Source organism: Dyella sp. C11, assembly GCF_003121485.1.
Taxonomy (GTDB): domain Bacteria; phylum Pseudomonadota; class Gammaproteobacteria; order Xanthomonadales; family Rhodanobacteraceae; genus Dyella.
In genome coordinates this window covers 526,780-553,011 of sequence record NZ_QAVX01000001.1, presented here as the reverse complement: position 1 = coordinate 553,011, position 26,232 = coordinate 526,780, and the positions used below count along the sequence as shown (strand labels likewise).

16 protein-coding genes are annotated in these 26,232 nt (G+C 63.1%); 3 read left to right on the top strand and 13 right to left on the bottom strand.

All coding sequences use genetic code 11. The features are described 5' to 3' along the window. Positions 1-132 precede the first annotated feature (132 nt). The 13 genes from DK366_RS02340 to DK366_RS02280 all read right to left on the bottom strand — a co-directional run bounded on the left by DK366_RS02340 (position 133) and on the right by DK366_RS02280 (position 18,753). Positions 133-1,485 carry a BatD family protein gene (locus tag DK366_RS02340; protein WP_157956429.1) on the bottom strand — a complete coding sequence of 451 codons (1,353 nt, stop codon included), beginning with the start codon at positions 1,483-1,485 and terminating at the stop codon, positions 133-135. Next, positions 1,482-3,101 carry a VWA domain-containing protein gene (locus DK366_RS02335; RefSeq protein ID WP_109123880.1) on the bottom strand — a complete coding sequence of 540 codons (1,620 nt, stop codon included), beginning with the start codon at positions 3,099-3,101 and terminating at the stop codon, positions 1,482-1,484. Before DK366_RS02335 ends, DK366_RS02340 begins: the two co-directional genes overlap by 4 nt. Before the next feature lies 1 nt (position 3,102). Further along, positions 3,103-4,125, bottom strand: a complete 1,023-nt coding sequence (locus tag DK366_RS02330; RefSeq protein ID WP_109123879.1) for a VWA domain-containing protein — start codon at positions 4,123-4,125, stop codon at positions 3,103-3,105. After that, a complete protein-coding gene (locus DK366_RS02325) occupies positions 4,112-4,615 on the bottom strand; it encodes a DUF4381 domain-containing protein (protein WP_109123878.1) in 504 nt (167 codons plus the stop codon). The genes DK366_RS02330 and DK366_RS02325 overlap by 14 nt, the downstream gene beginning before the upstream one ends. A gap of 3 nt (positions 4,616-4,618) precedes the next feature. Then, positions 4,619-5,569 carry a DUF58 domain-containing protein gene (locus DK366_RS02320; protein ID WP_109123877.1) on the bottom strand — a complete coding sequence of 317 codons (951 nt, stop codon included), beginning with the start codon at positions 5,567-5,569 and terminating at the stop codon, positions 4,619-4,621. Positions 5,570-5,579: 10 nt separating this feature from the next. Then, positions 5,580-6,560 carry a MoxR family ATPase gene (locus DK366_RS02315; protein ID WP_109123876.1) on the bottom strand — a complete coding sequence of 327 codons (981 nt, stop codon included), beginning with the start codon at positions 6,558-6,560 and terminating at the stop codon, positions 5,580-5,582. A 31-nt stretch (positions 6,561-6,591) separates the two neighbouring features. Then, complete coding sequence (locus tag DK366_RS02310) at positions 6,592-9,105, bottom strand: fused MFS/spermidine synthase (protein WP_232820870.1); 2,514 nt, start codon at positions 9,103-9,105, stop codon at positions 6,592-6,594. Between the two features lie 404 nt (positions 9,106-9,509). Further along, entirely contained in the window at positions 9,510-11,177 is a 1,668-nt protein-coding gene (locus tag DK366_RS02305) for an arylsulfatase (RefSeq protein ID WP_109123874.1), read from the bottom strand. A gap of 99 nt (positions 11,178-11,276) precedes the next feature. Further along, positions 11,277-12,320 (bottom strand): HAD family hydrolase, encoded by a 1,044-nt coding sequence (locus DK366_RS02300; RefSeq protein WP_109123873.1) that lies wholly within the window; start codon positions 12,318-12,320, stop codon positions 11,277-11,279. A gap of 278 nt (positions 12,321-12,598) precedes the next feature. After that, complete coding sequence (locus tag DK366_RS02295) at positions 12,599-14,128, bottom strand: CehA/McbA family metallohydrolase (protein WP_109123872.1); 1,530 nt, start codon at positions 14,126-14,128, stop codon at positions 12,599-12,601. Between the two features lie 74 nt (positions 14,129-14,202). Then, complete coding sequence (locus DK366_RS02290) at positions 14,203-17,001, bottom strand: TonB-dependent receptor (protein ID WP_232820869.1); 2,799 nt, start codon at positions 16,999-17,001, stop codon at positions 14,203-14,205. Positions 17,002-17,129: 128 nt separating this feature from the next. After that, the gene (locus DK366_RS02285; protein WP_109123870.1) at positions 17,130-18,245 is read right to left on the bottom strand and encodes a FecR domain-containing protein; all 1,116 of its coding nucleotides are present in this window, start codon (positions 18,243-18,245) and stop codon (positions 17,130-17,132) included. Next, on the bottom strand, positions 18,238-18,753 hold the full coding sequence (locus DK366_RS02280; protein ID WP_109123869.1) for an RNA polymerase sigma factor: 516 nt from the start codon (positions 18,751-18,753) through the stop codon (positions 18,238-18,240). Before DK366_RS02280 ends, DK366_RS02285 begins: the two co-directional genes overlap by 8 nt. Before the next feature lie 616 nt (positions 18,754-19,369). Here DK366_RS02280 and DK366_RS02275 point away from each other — a divergent pair. The 3 genes from DK366_RS02275 (at position 19,370) to DK366_RS02265 (ending at position 26,192) form a co-directional block, all read left to right on the top strand. Continuing rightward, positions 19,370-22,006: a TonB-dependent receptor gene (locus DK366_RS02275; RefSeq protein ID WP_232820868.1), complete on the top strand. Its 2,637-nt coding sequence runs from the start codon at positions 19,370-19,372 to the stop codon at positions 22,004-22,006. 110 nt (positions 22,007-22,116) lie between these two features. Continuing rightward, complete coding sequence (locus DK366_RS02270) at positions 22,117-24,756, top strand: glycoside hydrolase family 2 protein (RefSeq protein ID WP_109123868.1); 2,640 nt, start codon at positions 22,117-22,119, stop codon at positions 24,754-24,756. Beyond that, on the top strand, positions 24,756-26,192 hold the full coding sequence (locus DK366_RS02265; RefSeq protein ID WP_109123927.1) for a glycoside hydrolase family 125 protein: 1,437 nt from the start codon (positions 24,756-24,758) through the stop codon (positions 26,190-26,192). Before DK366_RS02270 ends, DK366_RS02265 begins: the two co-directional genes overlap by 1 nt. The last annotated feature ends 40 nt before the right edge of the window (positions 26,193-26,232 follow it).

Below are 26,232 nucleotides of genomic sequence, written 5' to 3'. Positions count from 1 at the left end.
TCCCCGGTGCCCACCGCTCGAATGTTGTGCACCCCTTCCTGGGGCGTTGTGTTCTGCCGGCATGCGCGGGCATGGTAGCGGGCGCATGCGATGGCGCCGTGAACGTCGCACGATGCCCGGGAAACCCGGTGATCACGACGCGGGATTCAACGGTGGCAGTGCCGCCTGCGGCTGCCATCGCCGGCCTGCGTGCTTCCATTGCTTTCGCACCGACACAAGCGCATCGACGAGCTCCGAAGCAGACCATGCGGCGCCGCCCTTTCCGTACAGCGTGTCCTGCACGGCGTTCCATTGGGCATGCAGCCGTTCATCGCCGAAACGGTCGGCCCATTCATGGATACTGGGCGGCGCACCGTCTTCCGCTGCACGTCGCACCCAGGCATCCACGACGTCGGATACGGCTCTGGCAGACGTCGCGTGACGCCGCCGCGTCACTGCATGGAACGCCACGCGCTCCGAATGACGACGGCGATAACGCCAGGCCTTCCACGCACGCCATTGCTTCACGCACCAGGTTCGGAAGTACCAGGCCAGCCATGCCAGCACCGCAAGCACCATCACCGCGATGCCCACATCACTGGACAGCCATTCGATCAACCGCGGCATGAAACCCTGTTGCGGCAGCGCAAAGCGCGGTTTGTCCGGCGAGCCCCACCAGGCATGGAATTGCACCGCAGGGACCGTGCTCTCGCGCCACTCGCGGGTGCGGCTGTCCATCCAGCGCACGGTGAGCGGCGGCAACGTGTAGCGACCGCGATGATCGATCACATAGCTCGCCGTATCCACGCGATTGCCGCCAACAAACCCGCCATGATTGTCCACCGCATCGCGCACCACCGGGGATGCGGGATACAGCGTCAATCCATCCACGACGGCGAACGTGGTGGGCGGAAGCATCATCGCGGGTGCGCCTTCGGCGGTGATCTCGATGCGGCGGGTCACCGTGTCGCCCACATGCAGGCCCTCGTCCTTGGGCGTGATGGTCTGCGTGACGGTCAGCGAGCGCGCAATCAATGCCTCGGTGACACCCGCCGGCAACACCAGCGCGCGCACCTTCAGCGTCAGCGGCTGCGTCTGCACCGTGACGGGTGTGCTCTGCGCGCCAAGGTGGGCCGCAATCTCGAACGAGGGTATGTCCATCTCGCCCGACATCAACGGCGTGATGAGATACGTGCGCGATACGCCAGACCACGTCTGGCCATCCACGGTTTCCACCAGGTGGCCGGGTGTTTCGTCGGACAGCGAAAGATAGGCGCCATCCACGTGCAACTCGGGCAGTACGGGAGCATCGGTGAAGAAGTCGGTGGTGAGCAGGTCCACCACGATGCGTGTGGTTTCACCCTGCATCAGGGCGCCCGCAGGCTCCTGGTGGACGCGCACGCGAATGGGCAGCGGCGGTGCAGCAGCCGAGGACGAAGATGCCGGCTGTTCCGCATGTGCCGCCATGGCCAGCAACGCCAGCATGCACAGCAGCCAGACCCTCATGGCCTCGCTCCCGACGATGCCGGCGCGGGCGCAGACGGCGGCGGCTGTCCACTCTCGATACTGAACTTGGTCCGCAGGAAATCCGCGGGCGACACGCTGAGGTTGCGCATCCATACATCGGCGGGCACCTGCACCGAGCGCTTGCCCATCACTTTCGTGGTGCCCTTGCCCTTCGCGCCTTCCTTGTCCTGTTTCACTTCGTCCGGCCGGTATTCGTCGTCTTCGTCCTCGGGCGGCACGCTCTCGCGCTGCTTCATCAGCTGCACCATCAGGCGCAGGTTGGCTTCCGCTTCCGGGAAGGGATGCTTCATGCGCAACGCTTCGTTGTAGGCGTCCTTGGCCTCTTCGTATTGGAACTGGTGCGCGTAGCTGTTACCCGTCATGAACTTGGCATCCGGGCCCGGCAATGTTTCGAAGATCTTCCGCGCATCGTCATAGCGGCCATGCTGGTAGAGCGCCCATCCCTTCCAGGCCGGATCCTGGAAATGCTCCGCCGCCTTGGCGAAGTCGCGGTGTTCGTAGTACCAGCGGCCCTGCTGGTCAGGAGTGAAGAACCAGTCGGCCACGTTCCAACCCGCCGCGGCGGCCGGCGCCGGCATGGCCCCCAGTCCGACGAAACCCAGCACGAACACCCAGCGCACCATCCAGCCTCGGCGGAACCAGAACAAGGCGATCAGCACGAGGGGATAGCACAGGTAATAGCCGTATTCCTTCCAGTGCGTATTCGCCTTGTCGCTCACGATCTTCAGGTGATGCACGGCTTCGCGCTGCACCCACTGCATGTCATCGTTGCCTGAGGTGATGCTCGCGAGTGGTATATGCGCCTGCGACGCGAGCCGTTGCAGCGCATCGTCATCGAGCTTGGCAACTACTGGCGAACCATCCGTGCCGGTCTGCACCGAACCGTTCGCTGCACGCAGCGGCCCACCGCGCGTGGTGCCCACCGCCAGCATCAGCACTTGTTGCCGCGAATGCTGACGATGCGCCACGAAGGCGGGAATCTGCGAGTCGTCGAACCCGCTGGTGAAGAACACGATGGTGCCGGGATCGGGCTCCGCATTCAGCAGGCGATCGGCCACGGCAAGCGCCGCCCCCGCATTCTGCCCCCTGGCCTGAAGCAGATCGGTGCTCAGCGCTGACAGGAACATCTCCATCAGCGCGGCGTCGTCAGTAGGTGGCAACACCATGTGCGCCGTATTGGTGTAGACGATAAGACCGGTACGGCCGCCGGCGCGCAACGCCATCAGGTCGCGCACCTTCTGCTTGGTACGCTCCAGGCGTGTCGGCGATACATCCATGGCATTCATCGCAGGGGACAGGTCCACCGCCACCATCATGGGCGCACGGTCTTCCGCGAACGGTGGCGATTCCAGCTCCCACGTCGGCCCGGCACAGGCGATGCTGCCAATAACGATGACGGCACAGACCAGATGGATCGGCCGAGGCCGCCAACCCTGCCCGCCACCCACGACGAGATGCGTGAGCAGGTGCGGGGCGATCATGCCTTTCCAGCGCTGCAGCGGATCGTTGCGCCGCTGCCACCACCACAGCAGCAACGGCCCCAGCGGCAACAGCAGGAGCCACAGCGGCCGGATGAAATGGAAGCCTTGATCCATCTCAGCCTCCCTGCTCGCCAGGGGCCAGCGTGGATGCCGTGCGACGACGCGCCAGCGGCGACAGCACGCCCAGCATCAGCAGGTGATAAGCGAGCATCAGAAGCAGCGCCGCACCCAGCGGCACGTAGTAGAGCTTCACCTTGGGACGGAAGATGGAATGCTTCACCTTGCTCGGCGTCATGCGATCGAGCAACGCATAGATGTCGGCCAGTTGTTCGCGGTTCTCGCCGCGGAAGCTGCGTCCACCGGTGGCCACGGCGATGCGCTTGAGCGCGTCCAGATCCACGCGGTTCTCGCCCTTGGCATGGGGGTCGCCGATACCGATGGTGTCGACCACGATGTGACTGGCCTTGGCGATCTCGGCAGCCTTTTCCGCGGGAATGCGGCCCGCCGTGTCGTTGCCGTCCGTGAGCAGGATCAACACGCGCTCGCGCTGTTGCGAGTGCTCGGTCATCTTCACCGCCACGCCGATGGCGTCACCGATGGCTGTCTGTTCACCGGCCATGCCCACGCGAAGTTCATCCAGCAATTCCCGAACGGCAGTGTGATCGAGCGTGAGCGGCGCCTGCGGAAACGCATTGGTACCGAAGACGATGAGACCGATGCGATCGGTGGTGCGATGGGCAATGAAGTCATCCACCACGCCTTTCACTGCACTCAGGCGATCGATACGCTCGCCTTGCGGATCCAGGAAGTCGGGCGTCGCCATGGAACCCGACAGGTCAATGGCCAGCAGCAGATCGCGTGCTGATTCGGTGCGCTCGATGGGCGGCTCCAACCGTTGCGGGCCAGCCAGCGCCAGCACCACCAGCACCCAGCACAGCGGCGCCAGCACACGGCGCAACCAATTGCCCCGCAGCACCACCGCGCCGCGCGCCGGTGTTTGCCCGGTCGCCTGCGCCAGTTCGTCGAAGAACGGTACGCGGATGGCACGCGTGCGTTCGCCATAGGGTGGCAGCAACCACCACACCAGCAAAGGCAGCGGCAGCAAGGTCAGCAGCCAGGGATGCTCAAGCTGCAACATGGTCATCGATCCATTGATGCAGCAACGTCAACAGCGCTGCGAGTTCGCCCTTGCCAATGTCGCCGTGCCCGTAAGCCAGTGTGTCGAGATGGCGACCGGGTCCTTGCACGAAGCCACCCTTCGGATAGGTGCTGTCGAGATAGCGAAGCCAGGCGTCGCCGCTCATCGGCCCCACCGTCGTTCGCGGTGCCCAGGCCAGCACCGTGCGTTTCACCAGCGCAGGCAGGGCGGCCAGTGCTTCGGGCCGTGTGCGCGTGTCGTTGAGGGATTGTTCGATGAGGGCAAGCTCAGCCTGGGCTTCCCGGCGGTAACGATTGCGCCACCATGTCCGCAGCTTCAGCACTGCAAACACCAGCAACGCGAACAGCAACAGTCCGCCGACCACCCACCAGCCCGGCGCTTGCGGCATGTACGACACGGGAGCGGGCGCGGGAATGTCCTTGAGATCCGCGATCGAGGCCATGGGCGTCTTGGCGGGAAACAGGAGCATGCGCTACCTCCCCCGCAGCGCGAAATGACCCAGCAAACGCCCCACCTGCAACAGCGTCGGCTGCTCCGTGTCGATGGCGAGCATGGGTACGCCGCAGCGCTGCACCAGATCCACGGTCTGCTTCAGGCGCTCGTCGAACATCGCGCTCAACGGCTCGCGGATATTTTTTCGATCGAAGTCCAGCTCCACCTGAAGCTCACCTTCGGTCACGACGATCTTGCCGCCACTGGGCACGGACCGCGCCGAAGGATCAAACACCAGCGCAGCCACCACATCGTTGTGTGTGGCCAGTTCCCGGATGAGCTGAAGCGTGGTCTCGTTCGCGCCCAGAAAATCACTGACGATGCAGACCAGGTAGTCGTGCGTTGCCAGATGAAGCGCCGAGCGCAACGCGGCATCCAGCTGTCCCGGGTTCACCCGCACGGGACTGTCCGCATGCAACGACTGATTGCTGCGCGCCAACGCTCCCAGCATCGACAGCACGCGCGAGCGACTGCGATGCGCGCGAATGCTTTCGATGTGGTTGTCGTCGAACACCACGGCGCCGGCCCGATCGCCGGCCTGGAACGACATCCACGCACACAACGCCGCCACCTCCGCCGCCACCACGGATTTCATCGCGCGACGCGTGCCGTAGAACATGGAGATGCGCTGATCCACCACGAACAACGCGGGACGGTCGCGCTCCTCGGTATACGAACGCACCAGCGCGTGCCCCACGCGTGACGATGCCTTCCAATCGAGATGGCGAAGATCGTCGCCCGGCACGTAGGCGCGTATTTCTTCGAAATTGAGTCCGCGCCCACGCAGGCGCGACGCATGCCGTCCGGCAAGGATGCTGTGATGCGGTCGATGCGGCGTGGCGCGCAGGCGGCGTGCGTCGTACTCCATGCGCGCCAGGTGCGCGGGAGTGACATACACCGTACCGATATCGCCTGCGGCCACGTCAGTCATCGCACGGGCCTCAGGCCGGCACCGCCACCAGTTCCAGGATCTTGTCGATCACCTGATCGGCATGAACGCCTTCGGCACTGGCGTCGTACGAAAGAATGATGCGGTGGCGAAGCACCGGATGAACCATCGCGCGCACGTCGTCCGGCGTGACGTGGTCGCGGCCTTCCAGCCATGCATGGACGCGCGACGTTCGCTCCAGCGAAATGCCGCCGCGCGGACTGGAACCCACCTGGATCCATGTGGCCAGTTGCTTGTCGTAGTTGGCCGGATGCCGCGTCGCATCGACCAGCGCCATCACGTATTGCTCGATGGCGGGCGCCACATGTATCGCATGGATTTCCCCACGTGCATCGAACACGCTGGCGGGTTCGATAGGCGCGCGCGACTCGGTGCCCTTGGATGCCGAGGCACCCACCTCTTCGCCGCGTACGAGTTCGAGCACACCGATTTCGCTGTCCTTATCCGGATAATCCACCAGCACCTTCATCAGGAAGCGATCCAGCTGGGCTTCGGGCAACGGATAGGTTCCCTCCTGCTCGATGGGGTTCTGCGTGCCCATCACGATGAACAGATCGGGCATCTTGTGCGTGGTGCCGGCGACCGTGATCTGGCGTTCCTCCATCGCCTCCAGCAGGGCCGCCTGCACCTTGGCCGGTGCGCGATTGATTTCATCGGCGAGGATGACGTTGCCGAAGATCGGTCCCGGCTGGAACTGGAACACGTTCTGCCCGCCCTGCTGGTGCAGCACTTCGGTGCCGGTGATGTCCGACGGAAGCAGGTCGGGCGTGAACTGGATGCGGCGCATATCCGCATCCAGGTTCTTCGCCATGCTCTTCACCGCGCGCGTCTTGGCCAGCCCGGGAAGGCTCTCCAACAGAAGGTGACCGTTGGCCAGCAGGCCGACGATCATCTGACGGATAAGGTCGCGCTGGCCGATGATGGATTCCTCCATCCGCGCCTGCAGTGTCGCAATGGTATCTCGTGCGCTCATGGTGTCCTCGCGGCTCCCTGCTCGGTGTGGATTACGGACCGCCACCGGCAATCCAGCGGTAGTACGGGTTCTGCCCATCGGCTTGCATCACCAGCCCCAATGCTTCGGACCATTGGTCGCGATCACCCTGGTAGGCGGCAAGGCCGGAGGCGTAGAACGTGAAAAGCACATCGCGCTGCCGATGCATCGCCTCGATCAATTCGGGGCTGGCGCCACGCAACGGCGGCTCGGTTCGCAGCGCGACAAGCTCTGGCAGCACGCGCACGATTTCATTGCGACGTACCCAGGTGGCGTATTCAATGCTCGGGTGATCGTCGGTCACCGGCGGCACGTTGCCCGCATAAGTCTCCAGCCCCGCGCGATCGCTCACCCAGGTGGCAAGCAACGCCGCCGGCGTCGCCACGCCCACGTCACCCAACGCCTTGGCCACGGTTGGCTGGTTGAAGCGCCGCTCGATCTCCGGGGCGTCAAGTTCGATCGGCTCCATCGAACCCACCAGCAGCATCTCGTGCAGCTCGGTGGTCCACAGCGTGGCGTGCGGAAACACATCCAGGAACGCACGCACCATGGCGCGCGAGTCCTCGTCGTTCTGGGTAGGAATGGGCCACCACTGCGCGAGAATGCCGCCGGGTGCGAGCCGCCTGGCCGCCAGCTGATAGAAATCGCGCGAATACAGGTTCACCACGCCTGCTGCCGAGGGCGGCGGTGGTTCCAGCGTGATCATGTCGTAGGTCTGGTTGCTGGCAAGCAATTCGCGACGACCATCACGAAGGCGAATCTCCAAACCTGGATCGCGGTTCGCTGCATAGTTGCCTTGAAACTGCGGCGCCGCACGAACCACCGCTGGCAGCAACTCAGCCACCACGCGCGTCGTGAGGCCCGGATACTGCGACAACGCACCCGCGGTAATGCCCGTGCCGAAACCGATGACCAACGCCGAACGCGGCTCGCTGCGATGGATGATCAGCGGCAGCAATGCCTGCAGACGCATGTACCGCTGCGATGGCAGCGTATCGCCGGAGTTGGATACGCCCTGAATGTACAAACGATGGAAGCGGTTGTCGCCCTGCCCTTGCGCCAACACCGCCACCGTGCCGCCGCGACTTTCTTCGTAATAGGTGAGGTCACCGCCGCGCGATTGCGAAAGCAACTGGGCGAATTTCTGCGGTGGCGGCAGTACCCCCGCCAGAACGACACACGCCCCCATGGCGGCAACCACCCAGCGTGCCTTTCCGCGAGACGTCGAACCGGCAAAGACGGCGATCAGGCCAACCGCAGACGCCGCGATGGCCAGCAACGCCAGCGAACGCACCAGTCCAAACGCCGGCACCAGCACGAAGCCGGTCAACGACGTGCCCGCGATGCCGCCCAAGGTATTGAGCGCCACTGCCGCACCCACGCCCTGGCCGCTGCGATCCCGTTGCGCGGCAAGGCGAAGCACCGCCGGGAAAGCCGCACCAAGCAGCATCGTCGGAAGCAACACCATGGCCAGCGCGGCAACAGCGAAGCGCGCGCACATCGCCGCCATGCGACTCCCTGTCAGCGACGTCACAGCACTCGCGGCATAACCCTGCCATGCAGGCAACCAGCCGCCAAGGAAACTCACCTGCAACAGCGCCACCAGACCCGCCATGGCGATAAGTACGCCAAAAGCCAGCCATGCATCGCGCACACGGTCGGCGAAGCGCGCGTAGACGACGCTGCCCAGCATCAGGCCCAGCAGATACACCGCCAGCATCATGGCAAACGCGAACGTGCGCGTGCTCATGAACTGAACCACCGTCTGCGACCAGATCACCTCGTAACCGAGGGCAATGCCACCGGCCACGGCATAGAGAACAAGCGCGAGGCGGGCCAGGCGATGTGTCGCGGTGCGATCAACACTCTCGGCCACCTGTAACGATGCTTCCCGGCGACGCAGCAGCCACGCCACCAGCGCCAGCAAAATGTTCACGGCGGCAGCAGCCAGCGCAGCCCCCAGCACACCCAGCGCGGGTATCAGCAGGAAAGGCGCAATCAATACACCGGCAATGGCACCCGCCGTATTGGCGGCATACAAGCGTCCACCCGTGGCAGCTACGCTGCTGCCCGCGCTTGCGCGCACCAGCACCGGCAACGTTCCGCCCATGGCAATGGCGGGCACACCGACCAGCACAAACGGTAGCAACCACGCAGCCACGCCAACATGCTGCTCAAGGTTGGCGAACAGCGAAGCACTGTGTGCGAGCGCAACCGTGCATGCGATGGCAAGCACGGCAATGGTCACTTCAAGCCACGCATACATGCGCAGGGGATGCGCCAGGCGATCCGCCACGCGCCCCAGCCACGCGCCACCGAGCGCGAGACCGGCAAAGAACGCGCTCACCGCGATAGTGACGGCGTAAACCTCCACACCCACCACCAGCGAGAGCTGCTTGATCCAGAGCAGTTGATATACCAACGATGCCGCGCCCGACCCCAATAGCAACGCAGCAGCCCATCGCGCCATCGGCGAGGCGACCGGTACGGGCACGAAGGCATGTTTTCCAACGCGGGGAGGCTTCATGGCAGGCATGGAACTCGCGCGTAACAGGATGTCATCGGAGTATAGAGAGGAATCCACGCGCGAAAGCCATACTTAAGTAAGAAAGGATTCTTCGGAACAGGAAACGGATGGTGCATCGCCAACCGCTTCCTTCGACATCCGCGGGGTCGGCTATCTGCCCTGCCTTTCCGCGTCATCGTCTCCGTATTTCCCAACCGCATCATCCGTTCCATGAAGCGTAGGTCGGCGTCATGGGTGACCTTACCCTTACCTCTAACCTTGCGCTGCCGACGTTTGCGCAAGCGGCGCCACGCCACCTCATGGAGACCGGAAAAAACGAGTGCCAAAAAAGCAGACTGCCCGCGCGAGGCGGGCAGCTGCGAACGCTATTTCCACGACGGCACGCCGCCACGGAGTACTTGGGCTTATTTACCTTGCTTGCGCAAGTCTTCCTTCATGGCCTCGACCGCCTTGTCGATGGTGAACGAGTCAGGCGTCTGGCTCGGCGGATAGTCCTTGAACGTGGCAAGGAACCGCGCCGCACGCATATTGCCCTCGATGGCGACATACGCATTTTCCGTCTCCCAGCGGTAGTAGCCAGTGGTCGGACCAATGTCGGCACGCTCGTACGGGTCCATGCGCAAGTTGTAGAGCTTGGGCAAGCGCAGGCAGGTGAACGGTTCCATCCAGATCTGCAAACCACCCGGAGCGCGCTGCTCGCAGAATACGGCCTTCCATGCATCAGGCACGGTCGCACCGGGCTCCATCGGGTCCCAACGCACGGCGACCAGTTCGGCGTCATCGTCGAAATAGAAGAACTCGTCGCGTGGCCTGACGTTCGTTTTTCCCGTCAAATAGGGCAGGAAGTTGTAGCCATCCAGATGCACCTTGAACGACTTTCCGCCAATGCTGTCGCCATGCAACAGCTTGTTGACGATGTCGCCTTCGCCAGCGGCCGCCACCAGGGTCGGGAACCAGTCCAGGCCCGACATCAGCGCGTTGCTCACGGTGTTGGGACGGATATGGCCCGGCCAGCGGATCATGGCCGGCACGCGGAAGGCACCTTCCCAGTTGGAGTCCTTCTCGCTGCGGAACGGCGTGTTGGCGGCGTCCGGCCAGGTGAAGAAGTTCGGGCCATTGTCGGTGGTGAAGATGACGATGGTGTTCTTGGTGATACCCGCATCGTCCAGCGTCTTCAGCAGCTTGCCGACGTTCTGGTCCATTTCCCACATGCCGTCGGCGTATTCGTGGCCTTTACCCAGGCCCGCCTTGCCGATGTACTCCGGACGCACGTGCGTGAAGATGTGCATGCGCGTGAAGTTCATCCACACGAAGAACGGCTGCTTGGCCTGTGCCTGCTTCTGGATGTACCCGATCGCGGCACCCGTGGTTTCGTCGTCAATCGTTTCCATGCGCTTGACGTTGAGCGGGCCGGTATCCTGGATCTTGCCGTCCGAGAAGGTGTGCATCACGCCGCGTGGGTTGTACACCTTGAGGAAGTTGGGATCGTTCGACGGCCAATACGGGCGCTCGGGTTCTTCTTCGGCGTTCAGGTGGTAGAGGTTGCCGAAGTATTCGTCGAAGCCGTGCCGGGTCGGCAGGAATTCGTCGCGGTCACCCAGGTGGTTCTTGCCGAACTGCGCCGTGGCATAGCCTTGCCCCTTCAGCGCCTGCGCGATGGTGACGTCGCGATCCTGCAGACCCGCCTTTGCACCCGGCATGCCGACCTTGGAAAGACCGGTGCGCAATACCGTCTGGCCGGTAATGAAGGTCGAACGGCCCGCCGTACAGCTGTTCTCGGCGTAATAGTCGGTGAAGATCATGCCCTCGCGGGCGATCCGATCGATGTTGGGCGTGCGATAGCCCACCAGACCCATCGAATACGCACTGATGTTCGACTGGCCCACGTCATCGCCGAAAATGACGAGGATGTTGGGCTTGCCGTTGTCGCTCTGGTCCTGGCTCTGGTCCTGCGCGGGCTGAGCCTTGGCCACCGGCGGTTGAAGAGTCACGGCAGCGACGACGAGCAATGCCGTCGCGACTACCGTGCTTAGGGATGTCAACAATCTGCTGCGCTGCCACGGGCGAAACATGGGAACCTCCTCATGTGTTTCACGACTGCGCAAGGCAGCCAACGATGACCACATCATTCATTCCGCAACGGCGCACTACAGGCTGCGCCGCCTTCTTCGCTACTGCTTTTCAGCGGGGTAGATCACTTTCCAGTCATTCTTCATGTCCACCACGGTCCAGCCCTTGGCCGTAGCCTCATCGAGTGCCTTGTCGAGCTTTCCAATGCTGGAATTGCGGTCGTATGACCACTCGCGCGCCGCGTCCGTGTGATGAACGATGCCGGCGAAGCGTGCGCCGTCACCGGAGACCGTCCACTCCAGCATCTGCTGATCGCCATCGGAATTGCCGAAGGCGAAGATGGGTTTCACGCCGAGTGCGCGCTGGATACCCACGGGCTTGCCCGGGCCGTCATTCACCAGCGCCACGGTGGGCAGCTTCACCAGTACCGGGGCGCCGTTCTGCATCTCGTACTTCAACTCGCCCTGGCTGCCGACAATCTGCTCGGGCGGAATGCCGTAAACGGCGGGAACCCAGGCGCGCATGAAGTCCTGGCCGCCACCCGACACGATGTATGTCTTGAAGCCGTTGTCGCGCAGGTAGTGCAGCAACTCCAGCATCGGCTGGTAGACCATCTCGGTGAATACGCGATGCGTCTTGGGGTGGCGGGCGGTCGAAACCCACTGGTTCACGTTCCGCGCGAACTCATCGGTGGTCATGCCCGAATGCGTGGCGACCACCAATTCGAGCGCCCCCTTTTCACCGGTGGCAGCAAGACCCTTCATGTCACCTGCCAGCGCGGATTTGAACGGCTCGGTGGTCTTCCATTCCGGGTGCTGCGGTGCCATCGCCTTCACCTGATCCAGCGCGAAGAAGCCTTCGAAATACTCCGGCTGCTCGGCCCACAAGGTGCCGTCGTTGTCGAACACGGCAATGCGCTTTTCCGGCGCGACAAAGTCGGGTGAGCCCGTGGTGGTCACCTTGTGGACGAAATTCTCGATCTGCTGCTTGGTGCTGCCGTCGTTCCACGACGGCAGAGGATCTTGCGCAGCCAGTGACACGTTGGCCCACGCAAACAGCGCGAGCAGGCACAGCCACACCCAAGACCTAGTGTGTCGACGGTTTTCCCCTGCCCTGGCCACGCCAGGGACGCTTGAAACTTGCATGCCGCTGCTCCCGATGAATCCATTCCGTGGCGACCAGGGCGCGGGACGTGTCCCGCGCAGCCGCTCTGATCAAGGCACGCAGAGACAGTGCGCACCGTTACTCACGGTCGCGGATTTAGGGCTCAGTGACAATTCGAGAGACTACGTACAGGGTCTAAGCAAAATTACCGAACTTCCCGCCTCACCGGATCGATTGGCGAAGTTTTCGCAGGAAAAAATGCAGCGACGTGATGGATAGGTGAAGGCGACGGCCGCTGACAGCAGTGAAGGAAAGCGACTCAGTTGATATAGATCGGATTGCCCACCACCCACAGCGCGTTGTCGGCCCCGCGCACGTTGGCGCGAATCCAGTGGCGCTTGCCATCACTGGGCCAATCGAATGTCAGCGCCTGTGCCGCCCCCTGGATGGCCAAGTCGTTTTTCGGCGAATAGGTCTTCCCGTCCACGATAGCTTCGACATGCGCGCCGTTCATGGCGCTTGCATGCAAGGTGACGTGAACAACGCTGCCGGCGGGCGCACCTAACGCATCGCCCATGCCTGCCGATTGATGGCCCTGCTGTGCCGTCATGTCGAAAAGGCGGTCGCGACTACCTTGCACATCGACAAACACGTGGCCTTCGCGAATGGCGTCGAGCACGGCCTTCATCGACAAGTCGCTGGCGTGCACGACGGTGGTCGGGAGACCGATCGCCGTACTTCCACCCGGCATGGGTAGCGGCACTTTCGCGTTGTGGTTGTCGCTGCCGCCAATGGCGGTGAGATGGAAGCCCTTGCTCAACTGTTCCTGCCAGAAGGGAATGCCGCTGTAGGTGGGGCTCAGTGCATCCATGCCGTTGACGACCTCAATGGCCTGTACCAGGTGCATGTCCACGGGCTTTTCCGGCGTCCAGCCGCAGCCCATGCAGGTTTCGTCGTTCGGGCGGATGGGATGGTTGATGGAAAGCACGCCGTGCAACGCGGCAGCGCGGGTCAGCAAGGTATTCCAATCAGGGACCGTGGCGCTGCCGAGGCGGAAATCCAGCGGCTCCGTGGTGCCAAACAGGTTGGCGTGCCCCTGGAACGTGGTGATTTCGCGTGCAGGGATCAGCAGCAACCGATCGTAGTAAGGCTGCAGCTCGCGAATGTCGTTGGCCTGCGACACGGTGTTGTGGTCGCTCAGCGCGATAAAGTCGAGTCCACGCCTGGCGGCATCCTCAACCGTGAAGACAAGCGGACATGGCGCGCGCGCATCACCGCTCTGCGTCGGGCAGCTGCCGTCGCTATGCGCGCCATGCATGTGAAGATCACCGCGATACCAGCCCGGCCCCTTGTGCAACGGCGGGTTGAGCACCGTCGGCAACCACGCGGGATCGCCGGGATGGCCAAACCAGATCTTCGCGGTGAAGTCTGCCTTGGACGACGGGCGGATATTGGGTATGCCGAGCAGCAGCGACCAACGTCCCGCCGGGATGGGCCCCGGCGCGAACGACGGCGTGGCATCCACGGCTCCCACGGTAAAGAGCTGCTTGCTACCGCCCGTCCATCCACGCAAGCCCTGCTGGCCGTGGAAACCTTCCGGCCCCTCCAGCCCAAGATCCACCGTGGTGTGTTCGTCGCGGCCGCTGTATTCGAACTGCACGGTGATGCGGTTCACACCCGCCGGCACCTGGAACGGCACCTCGCGATAGGTATGGTTGTCGCTGCCCTGCAGCTGGCCATGCAGTACGACATCGGGTGCGGTATCCGTCGCGCAAGCCACGCCCAGCATGGCGAGCCACAGGGCGACCAACCCGAGGAAGTGAACGGAGTAACGATCGTGTTCTTTCATGGCGTGCTTTCCGATACAGGAGAAACCCTCCCGTGCGTCGCCATGCGGAGCGACGCACGGGAGTCCAAACGTCATCAGAAGCGGTACATGACCGAGGCGCGGAACGAGCGGCCAAGCAAGGGGCGCGCGATGAACACGCTCTTGGTCGCATCGCTGCTGGCCAGCTCACCCGCACGCGGATTGCCTTCGGTCAGGCCCAGCGAGTTGTTGAGGTTGTCGGCGTAGAAGAAGAACGACAGCTCGGGCGTCATCTGGTAGCGCGCGCTCAACCCGATAGTGTGGTACTGCGGCAACACCACCGAGTTGGCCGTGTCCACGTAGCGGCGACCTTCGTACTCGTAGGACATCTGCAGGCGCAGCTTGTCGTCCAGCAGGTTCACGCCGGGCACCACGCGGAAGCTGTTCTTCGGCACGCGGATGAGCTGGTTGTCGTCGTAGTCGAGCAGCACCGGCGCACCGGCAGTGACGGTGGTATAGGTCAGCCCCTTGTACTTGGGGTCCTGGATGGTGGCGGTGTACTGCACGTCGAACCACTTGGACGGATAGAACGTGCCTTCCAGTTCCAGGCCGTAGGTTTCCGTGTTGGCATAACCCGTCTGCGGCGTGGACACGCCCGTGTTCGGATCGAATACGTAGTTGCTGAAGCTGACGTTGTTGTACTTCGTGTAGAACAGCGTGGCGTACGCATCCATGTAGCGGTTGCTGTACTTGTAGCCCATCTCCGGCAGGATCATCGTCTGCGTGATCGGCGTAGCCGTCGGCGTGGTGATGTAGGAGCTCAGGTTGGGCAGTCGGAACGTGGACGTGTATCGCGCAAACACACCCTGGTGGTCGCTGAACTGGTAGTTGGCGCCCAGCGTCCAGCCCAGCTTGTTGAAGCTGTGGTCATAGCTGACGTACTGGCCACTGCCGGTGAGGATGTTGCTGGTGGGCGGCGTGCCGAGGTTCACGTTCTGCGACAGCTCGGTCCAGCCGGTGGTATTCACACGCTCCCAACGTGCACCGCCATCGATGCGCAGCTGATCGTTCACCTGCCACTCGTCGGAGGCATAGAACGCGTTGGTGTTGGACGTGCCGCTGGCGTGCGCCCACTCGTAACCGTAACCGTAGATGCCGCCATTGGTGAGCTTGCCCAGCGCATTGCCGTTGGCGTCCACGGCTACCACGTCCAGCAGGCGTGCGTTGTCGGTGGCCGTGAGGATGGCGGTGGACGAATAGCGTTCGAAGCTCTGGTTGAAGTGCGCGTAGTAGTAGCCGAACGTGACGTCGTGCGTCTGGTCGCCCAGTTCAAACTTGCGCATCAGGCGCGTGTTGCTGGTGAATTCGTTCACCGGCATGGTGATGCCACGCAAGCCGCCCGTCACGATCAGGTTGTTGTTGGGTCTGGCGTTGTACGCCTGTCCATTGTCCACGTATTGCAGCTGCATGCCCGCGGCATTGGGGTAGTACTTGGCGAGCTGCGTCTTGGCCGTGGTGAAAAAGTCAGATGTGGTCTGCACTGCATTTGGATACACGCCGTTACGCACGGTGTCGGTATCGCTGTAGCGCAGGTCTTCGGCAATCTTCCAACCATCGCCCAGGTTGTAGTCGAACTTGGTGGTGAACTGCGTGCGCTTGACCTGCGTGCCGTCGCTGTTGTCGAAGTTGTACAGGCTGCCGTTGCCCTGGATCATCTGCACGTGTTCGGTTTCCGGCCCGGCCAGCGTGCCGTAGTTGCCGTTGAAGCCCGGCACGGCCACCAGATCACCGCTGGCATTGCGGTACATCGGAATGCCCAGGTCCAGCGCCACCTTGTCGTCGAGGCGCTTGATGTCGAAACTGATGCTGCCTTCCTCGAACTGCTTGGACAGCGTGGCGCGCAACTGACCGCCTTGATCGTTGGTAAAGCCCGGACTGCGGATGCCGTTGTCCTGGCGATAGAAACCGCCCGCGCTCAGCTTCCAACCATCGCCGATGGGCGTGCCGTACCAGAAGTCCAGACGATTGAGGCCGTAGTTGCCCACGGTGTATTTCACCAGGCCTTCCGCCGAATCGCCGACTGCACGCGGAATGAAGTTGATCGCGCCCGCCGGTGCGTTCGAATAGAAGATCGACGACGGACCACCGCGCACCACTTCAATGTGGTCGATGGTTTCATCCAGTCGAAACGCCTGGTCGGCATTGAGGTAACCCAGCGCCGGGTCGTGCTGCACGGGAATGCCGTCATCCAGCAGGTTCACCGAGCCGAAGCCGTCCACCGGAATACCGCGTGCACGGATGTTGCCGCTGGCCTCACCGCCGGAGGCTTCCACCCAGAAACCCGGCACCGACTTCATGGCCTCGGTGACGGATGTCGGGTTCTGCATGCGCAGGCGATCCTCGTCGATGGTGGTGATGGAGTAGCTGGTCTGCGCCTTGGTGCGTTCATCCACGCCCGAACGCGCAGTGACCACCACCTGGTCGAGATCCTTGGCGCTCTTGTTGCTGCCCGAAGCCGCCATCGTTTCGCTGGCCAATGCGGAGTCCGTGTTACCGGCCGTCGTCACCGCAGCGGAGGCCGGGTTGCCCGCATTGGCTGCCACGTTTCCCGGGACGATCGACACCGTGTTGGGCGTGACGAGGCGATAGGTGAGGCCCGTGCCCGCCAGCAGCTGGTGCAGCTGCGCTTCCGGCGCAAGTCCGGCGTCTGCGCCAGGGCTGCGGATGGTGTCGGGAATCTCCGAGCCATAGACCACCTGCATCCCCGCTTCGTGCGAGAAATTCTCCAGGGCTTTGGCGAGTGGCATCGCGGCGATGGCCGTGGTGTGCACGGCCGAAGGCGCTTGTGCGAACGAGGAAAGCGGCAGACAGACGCCAAGCGCGAGAGCAATTTGGAAGGCCAAACGATTACGCATGTGGGGAGAAGCTCTGAGTGGGGTAAAGGAATGGCCGACACGCGATGCAGATGCATCTTTTGCCGGCCTATACCTTTGAAGAGCCCATCGATGCGAAACCGGGTACCGCCAATTGCATGAATCTTTTCTTACAGTCGATCCGCTTTTATTGCCGTTTGATTCGACGCCACCACACGCACGCGATCGCTCTCGTCGATCACGCGCACATCCGGCAGCGTCGCCAGATACGCAGCAAACGCCTGGGGATTGTTCGCGTGGAAGATGCCGCTGATGCGTTCATCTGCAATGGTGGCGTTGTCGATCACCAGGGGCTTGCTGGTATACGCATTGAAGCGGCGCGCGACATTGCCGATGGTCTCATGCTGGAAGCGGATCTCGCTGGGCAGCCAGGCGGTGACCTTGGCGATCTGCGCGGGCTGCTTCGTGCCCACCTGCGTGGCGCCCATCGAAATCTGCTGGCCGGCGGTGAGGTCGGCCACAACGACGCCATCGAGCAAGGGCAGGTCCATGCCCTTGAGTGCGGAGGCTGGCGCATCGAGCACGCGCACCCGACCGCTGATGACCGTGAGCGTGTCTCCACCCGCATCGCGCTTGACGTCAAACACCGTACCGATGTCCTGCAGCACGTGGCCGCCCACGCTGACGAACATGGGCCGTTTCGCGTCCTTGCCCACATCGAACAGCGCATTGCCGCGCACCACCTCGATGCGGCGGTAGCGGCCATCGAAATGCACGTGAATGGCGCCGCCCTGCTCCAGCTGCACCAGGGTGCCATCGGGCAGGGTCAGCGAACGTACCGAAGCCACGTCACCCTGATACATCTGCTCGATGTTGCCGCGCGACGCGCGCCAGTAATCCGTGCCCAGCCACGCCATCACCACCGCAGCGGCCACGCCTGCCACCGCTTTCAGCGCTCGATGCGTGCGACCCGTGCGTGGCGCGGGTTCCTTGCGCATGGCGGGTCCCATCAAGGGGAACATCACCACCGGATTGTCGCGGCCCGCCTGTTCCACCAGCTGCTCGGCCGTGATGGTCTTCAGTGCGGCGGCAGCCTTGAAGTCACCGTGCATTTGCGCCACGGCGAAGTACTCCGCCACGTGACGCGGCGACGCGCGCAACCAGTTGAGGAAGGCCACGCGCTGGCGTTCGCTCAGCGGTTCCTGCTGCTCGATGTACCAGGACACCGCCTGCTCGGTGATGCGTCGCGCCTGGCGCGCGGCATCGAACTGCGTGGAATCATTCATAGTCGGCCATCCTTTGCCGGCACGCCGCCAAGCCTTTCACGATGTACTTCTTCACCATGTTCGTGGAAATGGACATGCACTCGGCGATGTCGCGATACGACATGTCGTCGCGGTAATGCATGATCAGCACGGCCTTGCACTTGGGCGACAGGCGGTCGATCAACACGCCCAGACGCTCGCTGCGCAGCGCGCTGTCCATGTCCGCTTCGACGTTGGTGGGCGCCACCAGCTGTTCCACCACCTGATCCAGCTCATCGCTGCCCAAGGGCTGCTGCTGGCGAAGCACGGCGTGCTCTTTCACCAGGTTCGCGGCCACGGTGAACAGGTAAGCCTCGGGACTGCGGATGTTCGCCGCATCGTCCGGCCCGATGCGCAGCAGGCGCAGATAGACCTCCTGCACCAGGTCCTGCGCGTCCCAGCGGTGCGACACGCGCCGGAGGAAATATTTGCTTAGCGTCGCGCCCTTCTCCGCGAACAACGCCGACCATGCCCCATGCTTTTCACGCACCTCGCCTCCATCCACCGCGTTTGCCGAGGAAGGCTACGGCGCCAAGTCGGGCCGGCAGACTAGGTGGGCGTTATGACGGCTTCGTGAAACGACCGGCGCAAACCGCAGCACTTTGCGGTGCATTGCAACAAAACGGTTCCTCCCCACCACCCGACCCGGCGTCCGGGGCGTTCTCGGCGCGAAAGCCTGCTGGCACCGACGTTTCCCGACGCCAGGGGAATCGGCCGCTCGGGCTTGCGTTCTTGGATCGATTCAAAAGTGTCGCTTTTCATATTGCGATGCAATATTTGGCGGCGTCAATTAACTGTTTTATTTCAATAGATTAGACAACAGTCAATTTCTTTAGATCGAGTGAAATTTTCTGTTGACAACGTTATCAGCGGACTTCAAGAATGACCGAGTCCGCTGGCTGCCCCACACGATGCCAGTGGCCCGGCGCGGGGTCTGACCGGTTCCCAGACCCCCGCCGGCCCCTTCGATGTTCATCACGGCACGAACCCAGCCATTGCCAGCAGGCGATGCGGGCGAACTTGTGCCGAAAAACTCACGGACAGCGTGTCCCCACGCGCTGTCCCACGGCTCAGCCAACGCACTGTCGTTGCAGAGAGAGGTACGCGTGATCTATCGCAAGAACGCACTTTGGATGGGCATGGCCGCAGCGTTGATCGCCAGCGCGTCGGCCATGGCACAGGACGCAGGCAGCAATCCGCCGCAGAACGCCGCGCAGCAGAACAACAGCGCCCAGCCGAGCACGGTCGATCCGAACAAGGCGCAACAGCTGGAAGGTGTCACCGTCACCGGCATTCGCGCCAGCCTGCAGAAGTCGCTGGATCTCAAGCGCAATTCCGACTCCATCGTCGATGCGATTTCCGCCGAAGACGTGGGCAAGTTCCCCGATACCAACGTGGCCGAATCGCTGTCGCACCTGCCCGGCATCAGCGTCGACCGCAATTTCGGCGAAGGCGACAAGGTCAGCATCCTCGGCACCGACCCGGCGCTCAACCGCCTGCTGCTCAACGGCCAGACGCTGGCTTCCACCAACTGGACGTCCGACCCGAACAACCCGGACAGCCGCTCGTTCGACTACAGCCTGCTCACCTCGGAGATCATCGGCACCGCCGAGGTCTACAAGACACCGCAGGCGCGCATCGATGAAGGCTCCATTGGCGGCACGGTGATCGTGAACACGCGTCGTCCGCTGGATCTGCCCGCCAACACGCTTACCGGCAACCTCGGTTACCAGTACAACGACCGCGCCGACAAGGGCGAGCCGCAGGGTTCGCTGCTCTACAGCTGGAAGAACGACGACCACACGTTCGGCATCCTCGGTTCGGTGATGCATTCGGATCGCACCATCCAGCGCGAAGGCACCGAGATCTTCGGCTACCAGCGCGCGAACGATCCCACCGACACCGACCCGGGCCACCAGTTCTCGCCAACGGTGGTGCCGCCCGGCACCACGGGCGTGTACCCCACCGCCATCAACACGGCGCTGTTCGAGCAGGAGCGCAAGCGTGATGGCGTGTCCACCGGCATCCAGTGGAAGCCGAACGAAGCGTTCGAACTGAACTTCACCGGCCTGTACGTCACCGAGAAGTTCAACAACTTCAACCAGAGCCACTACGGCGACTGGTCCGGCAGCGCACCGGATGCCACGGCGCTCAACTTCACCAACGGCGTGGCCACCAGCGGTTCGTACGGCGCCGACGCCCCGACGTATCTCGACGGCTACGAGCGCGAATCCAAGGTCAATACGGGTTCGGCGCAGCTGCGCGCAGACTGGCACGGCAACGGCTGGAATGCGTCCAGCCAGCTGGGCTACACCAGTTCCAGCGGTGGTTCGCAGGGCATCTACAACGTGCAGTTCCAGGGCTTCGGTGGCTACAACTGGAACCTCGCCGGCCAGAACCCGCAGATCAACTTCAACTCGCCGAACGATCCCAGCACGATGCTCGCGCACGGCGCCGGCTTCAGCTATGCGCCGAGCTTCGACAAGGAGCGCTACTTCCAGGCCGACTTCAACCACGACCTGGCGCTGGGGCCGCTCAACGAAATCGAATTCGGCATCAAGGCGAGCAACCACTACAACGGACAGACCGGCTACGCCGCGCTGATCCCTTCGCCGGATGGCTCGGGCGTTTCGCTGGCCGATCTGGCCGGTGGCGGCACGCCGAGCGGTTATCTCTCGGGCTTGAACGCCACGTCGAGCATGGCCGACTGGACCACGATCAGCCCGGGCGCACTCAAGGACTACGTGCAGTCGCTGTATACCAGCGCGCCGATGGACCCCAAGGCCACCTACGCCATTGCCGAACAGAACCGCGCGTTCTACGTGCAGGGTGATTTCGGCGGCGACAACTACCGTGGCAACTTCGGTGCGCGTTACTACCACACGCGCGACACGGTGACGGGCTACAACTCCGTCGGCGAGAACGTGTACGCACCCGTGGACAAGCGCAGCAGCTACAGCGGCTGGCTGCCGTCGTTCAACATTGCGTACGACCCCATGGAAGACGTGACGCTGCGCTTCGCCGCCGCCAAGACCATCGCCCGTCCGCGCTACCAGGAAATGACGCCGTACGTGGCCCTGGATGACCGCACGCTCACGGGTTCCGGTGGCAACACGGACCTGAAGCCGTACAAGTCCACCAACTACGACGCCTCGGCCGAGTGGTACTTCAGCGAAAACAGCCTGCTGTCGGCGGAACTGTTCTATCGCCGCATTTCCGGTTACATCCTCAACACCAACGTGCAGCAGACGCATTTCGACCTGACCACGCTGCAGGATGCGAGCTACTCGATGGAGATTCCGGTGAATGCCGGCGTCGCCAAGGTGAAGGGCGTGTCGCTGACCTACCAGGGCAACTACGCCTACGGTTTCGGCCTGCTGGCCAACTACACCTACTCGGATGCAGACACCAGCAACTCGTTCCCGCTGCCGTACAACTCCAAGAACGCGTTCAACCTTACGCCGTACTACGAGCACGGGCCGTGGAGCGCACGCGTGACCTACAGCTGGCGCTCGTCGTACTTCACGCAGATCGCGCAGCTGCAGTCCTCGCAGATCACCGGCATCTTCCGCGAACTGGACGCATCGATCGGTTACCAGATCAACGATCACATGCGCGTGTCGCTGGATGGCACCAACCTGCTGGACGAGACGTACTTCGTCTACAACAACACGCCGGCCGAACCGCTCAACGCGTACAAGAACGGACGTACCTACACACTGAACCTGGGTTTCAAGTTGTAAGCCCCCCACTTACGGGCGCCCTTGTGGCGCCCGATTTTTTTGGGGAACGATGACCGCTTCTGCCGCCTGTGCGATAAGAAGCTCTTCTGCAAGAAACGGAGCGCCTTGCCTTGTTAACGCCGACCCGTCTGTCTCTTGGCCTGCTGGCCGCCCTCGCGTTTGCGCCGGCACTCACGCTGGCTTCCGCCACCGTCACGCCGTTGAACACCGGCTGGCAGTTCCGGCTCGTACCCGACTCGGCGCTGGCCGCCCAGCACGCGGACCAGACGAACTGGCCGCCCGCACAGGTGCCCGGCAGCGTGCAGACCGACCTGCTGACGACAGGAAACATCGGCGACCCGTTCTACCGCGACAACGAAGCGCAACTGCAATGGATCGGCCTGGGCGAGTGGGACTACCAGCTCACCTTCGACGTCGACGCCGCCACGCTGAAGCAGGACCACGTGGATCTGGTGTTCGACGGCGTGGACACCTTTGCCGACATCGTGCTCAACGACAAGCCGCTGCTGAAGACCGGCAACATGTTCCGCCAGTGGCGCCTGCCGGTGAAGAAGATCCTGCACGCAGGCAGCAACACGCTCACCGTGCACTTGCATTCCCCCATCGCGAAGCTGCAGCCCTGGCTGCTGATTCAGCCATACGCCCTTCCCGGCGAATTCGACACGGCCTTCGGCGATGAGCCCAAGGGCAGACAGACATCCAACTACGTCCGCAAGGCCAACTACCAGTACGGCTGGGATTGGGGCCCGCGCTTCGTCACCATGGGTATCTGGCAGCCTGTAAACCTTGAAAGCTGGACCGATGCGCGCCTGCAGGATTTCCACATCGCGCAGCCGCATGTGGATGCCGACAACGCACAGCTCGCCGCCGATGTCACGCTTCAGGCAGGCAAGGCCGGCCCGGCTCGCGTCAACGTGAACTGGACCGCGCCCGATGGCAGCACCGGCTCGATGTCCCAGGATGTCACGCTCACCGCCGGCGACAACGCGTTGCACGTGCCCTTCGCCATCGCCAAGCCCGAACGCTGGTGGCCCGCGGGTTACGGTGAGCAGAACCTCTACCGTTTCCATGTCGATGTGACCCGCGCAGGCAGCACGCTGGTCAGCGCCGATCGCAATACCGGCCTGCGCAGCGTCGAGCTGAAACGCGATCACGATCAGTGGGGCCGCGGCTTCGCCTTCGTGGTGAATGGCGTGCCGATCTTCGCCAAGGGCGCGGACCTTATCCCGACCGACAGCTTCCCCGAGCGAACCACGCCCGAGCAGCTGAAGCAGCTGCTCACCTCCACGCGCGACGCCAACATGAACATGCTGCGCATGTGGGGCGGCGGCTATTACCAGAGCGACGCGTTCTACGACATGGCCGACCAGCTCGGCATCATGATCTGGCAGGACTTCATGTTCGGCGGCGCGATTACGCCGTACGACCACGAATTCCTGGGCAACTCGCGCGTGGAAGCGGAGGAACAGGTGCGCCGCCTGCGCAACCACCCCAGCATCGTGCTGTGGTGTGGCAACAACGAAGTGCAGACGGGCTGGGAATCCTGGCCGGATCGCGAAGACTTCAAGAAGTCGATCAGCGCGGACGAGCGCCAGCGCATCGAGAACGGCATGCGCGAGCTGTTCGGCAACACGTTGCGCAAGGTGGTTAAGGACAACGATCCCGACGTACCCTACTGGGCCAGCTCGCCCAGCACGGATTTCGACGGTGAAGCCAACGTGCTCAACGACGGCGACTACCACTACTGGAAGGTGTGGTCCGGTTCCGAGCCCATCGATCATTACCTGGACATCACGCCGCGCTTCCAGTCCGAGTACGGCCTGCAATCGTTCCCGGTGATGGCCACCATCGAGAGCTTCGCGACAGCGGCCGACATGGCGCCGAACTCGCCGGTGATGCGCGCGCACCAGAAGTTTGCCAACGGCAACGGCAACGACCGCCTGCTGCTCTACATCCGCGCGAATTACGGCGAACCGAAAGACTTCGCCTCATTCGTATATCTCAGCCAGCTGATGCAGGCCGAAGGTATCGAGCTGGCCGCCGAGCATCTGCGCAGCGCGCGCCCGCAAAACATGGGATCGCTGTACTGGCAGCTCAACGACGTGTGGCCGGGACCGTCGTGGTCCAGCATCGACTACTACGGTCGCTGGAAGGCCTTGCAGTTCCACGCCAAGCGCTTCTATGCGCCGGTGGACATCGTACCCACCCGCCGGAACGGACAGACCACGCTTCACCTGGTCTCGGACCGCACCACGCCTTTCCAGGCAACGCTGCGCACGCGCGTCTACGACATGAACGGCAAGATGCTCAGCGAGCAGAGCAAGCCTGTCGATGGTGCGGCGCTGAGCAGCACGAACGTCGGGGAGTTCAGCGACGCGCAGCTGCTGCACAGCGCACGACCCGCCAACACCGTTGCCTCTTTCGACGTCATCGAGAACGGCAACGTCATTGCGCATCACCTGCTCTACTTCGACGTGGCCAAGACATTGGCTCTTCCCCGCCAGCCGGGCCTGAAGGCCGAATGGCGCGACGACGGCAACACGCTGCGCATCAGCGCCAGGCGTCTCGCGCGCGGGGTGTGGATCGACTTTGGCAAGCTCGATGCGCACCTTTCCATGAATGCCTTCGACCTGTTGCCCGGCGAGCACGTGGATATCGCCGTGAACAGCGGTGCTGACGTGGCGAGCCTGAAAGCCGCCCTGAAAATGACTTCGCTCGTGGATGCCGTGCAACCGGAGACTGCCAAGTGATCACCACCCGTCGCAACCTGCTCAAATGGATGGCGCTCGCGCCCGCTGCCTCGCTGCTTTCCAACGGCGCGATCGCCGCTGCCGGCAAGGCCTCCTTCGTCAGCCAGCGTCCGCCCGTTGGCAAGCGCAAGTTCACCAGCGCGGCCGTGGAAAAGCTGCTGGCGCAAACCAAGGCCCGCATCGCCGATCCGGAACTGGCGTGGATGTTCGAGAACTGTTTCCCGAACACGCTGGACACCACCGTCAACGTCGGCACACTGGACGGCAAGCCCGATACCTTCATCGTCACCGGCGATATCGATGCGATGTGGATGCGCGATTCGTCCGCGCAGGTATGGCCCTACGTGCAACTGGCGAAGCAGGACAAGGCACTGCAACAGCTGTTCCGTGGCCTGATCCATCGCCACGCACGCTGTATCCGCATCGATCCTTATGCCAATGCCTTCATGCCGGACCCCGCGGCCAAGTCGAACCTGGACTGGGCGCAGCACGACATCACTGACATGAAGCCCGGCGTGGCCGAGCGCAAGTGGGAAATCGATTCGCTGTGCTACCCGATCCGCCTGGCGCACGGCTACTGGAAAGCCACCGGCGACAGCAGCGCATTCGATGACGATTGGCATGACGCGATGCGCATCGTGCTCAAGACGTTCCGCGAACAGCAGCGCAAGGAGGGCCCTGGCCCGTATCAGTTCCAGCGCACATCGCCGCGCCCCACCGAGTCGCAGTTCCTGCTCGGCCACGGCAATCCGACGAAGCCCGTCGGCATGATCCACGCGATGTTCCGTCCCTCGGATGACGCGACGGTGTATCCGTTCAACATCCCCGGCAACCTGTTCGCGGTGACCAGCCTGCGCCAGCTCGCGGACATGCTTCGCGCGATACGCCACGATGAAACCACCGCCAGCGACTGCGTGGCACTGGCCGACGAAATCCAGCGCGCAGCCGACACCCACGGTGTGATCCACAGTGATGCCGGCGACTACTGGGCTTACGAAGTGGATGGCTTCGGCAACCAGCTGTTCATGGACGATGCGAACGTACCCAGCCTGCTTGCCCTGCCCTATCTCGGCGCCTGTGCGCAGGACGACGCGCGCTACCAGCGCACGCGCGCGCAGGTTTGGAGCATGCGCAACCCTTACTTCTTCAAGGGCAGCGCCGCCGAAGGCGTGGGCGGTCCGCACGAAGGGCTGCGCATGATCTGGCCAATGTCGATCATGATGCGTGCGTTCACCACCAACGACACGCGTGAGATTGCGCAATGCCTGGCGTGGCTCAAGAGCACGCACGCCGGCACCGGCTTCATGCACGAGTCGTTCGACCAGGACGACCCGAAGAACTTCACGCGCACGTGGTTCGCCTGGGCCAACACCTTGTTCGGCGAGCTGATCGTCGAATTGGCTGATCGCCAGCCCGCCGTGCTGCGCACGCTCTGAACGCGTGCGCGAACTCTCGCCCAAGCACTCATATCCCTCA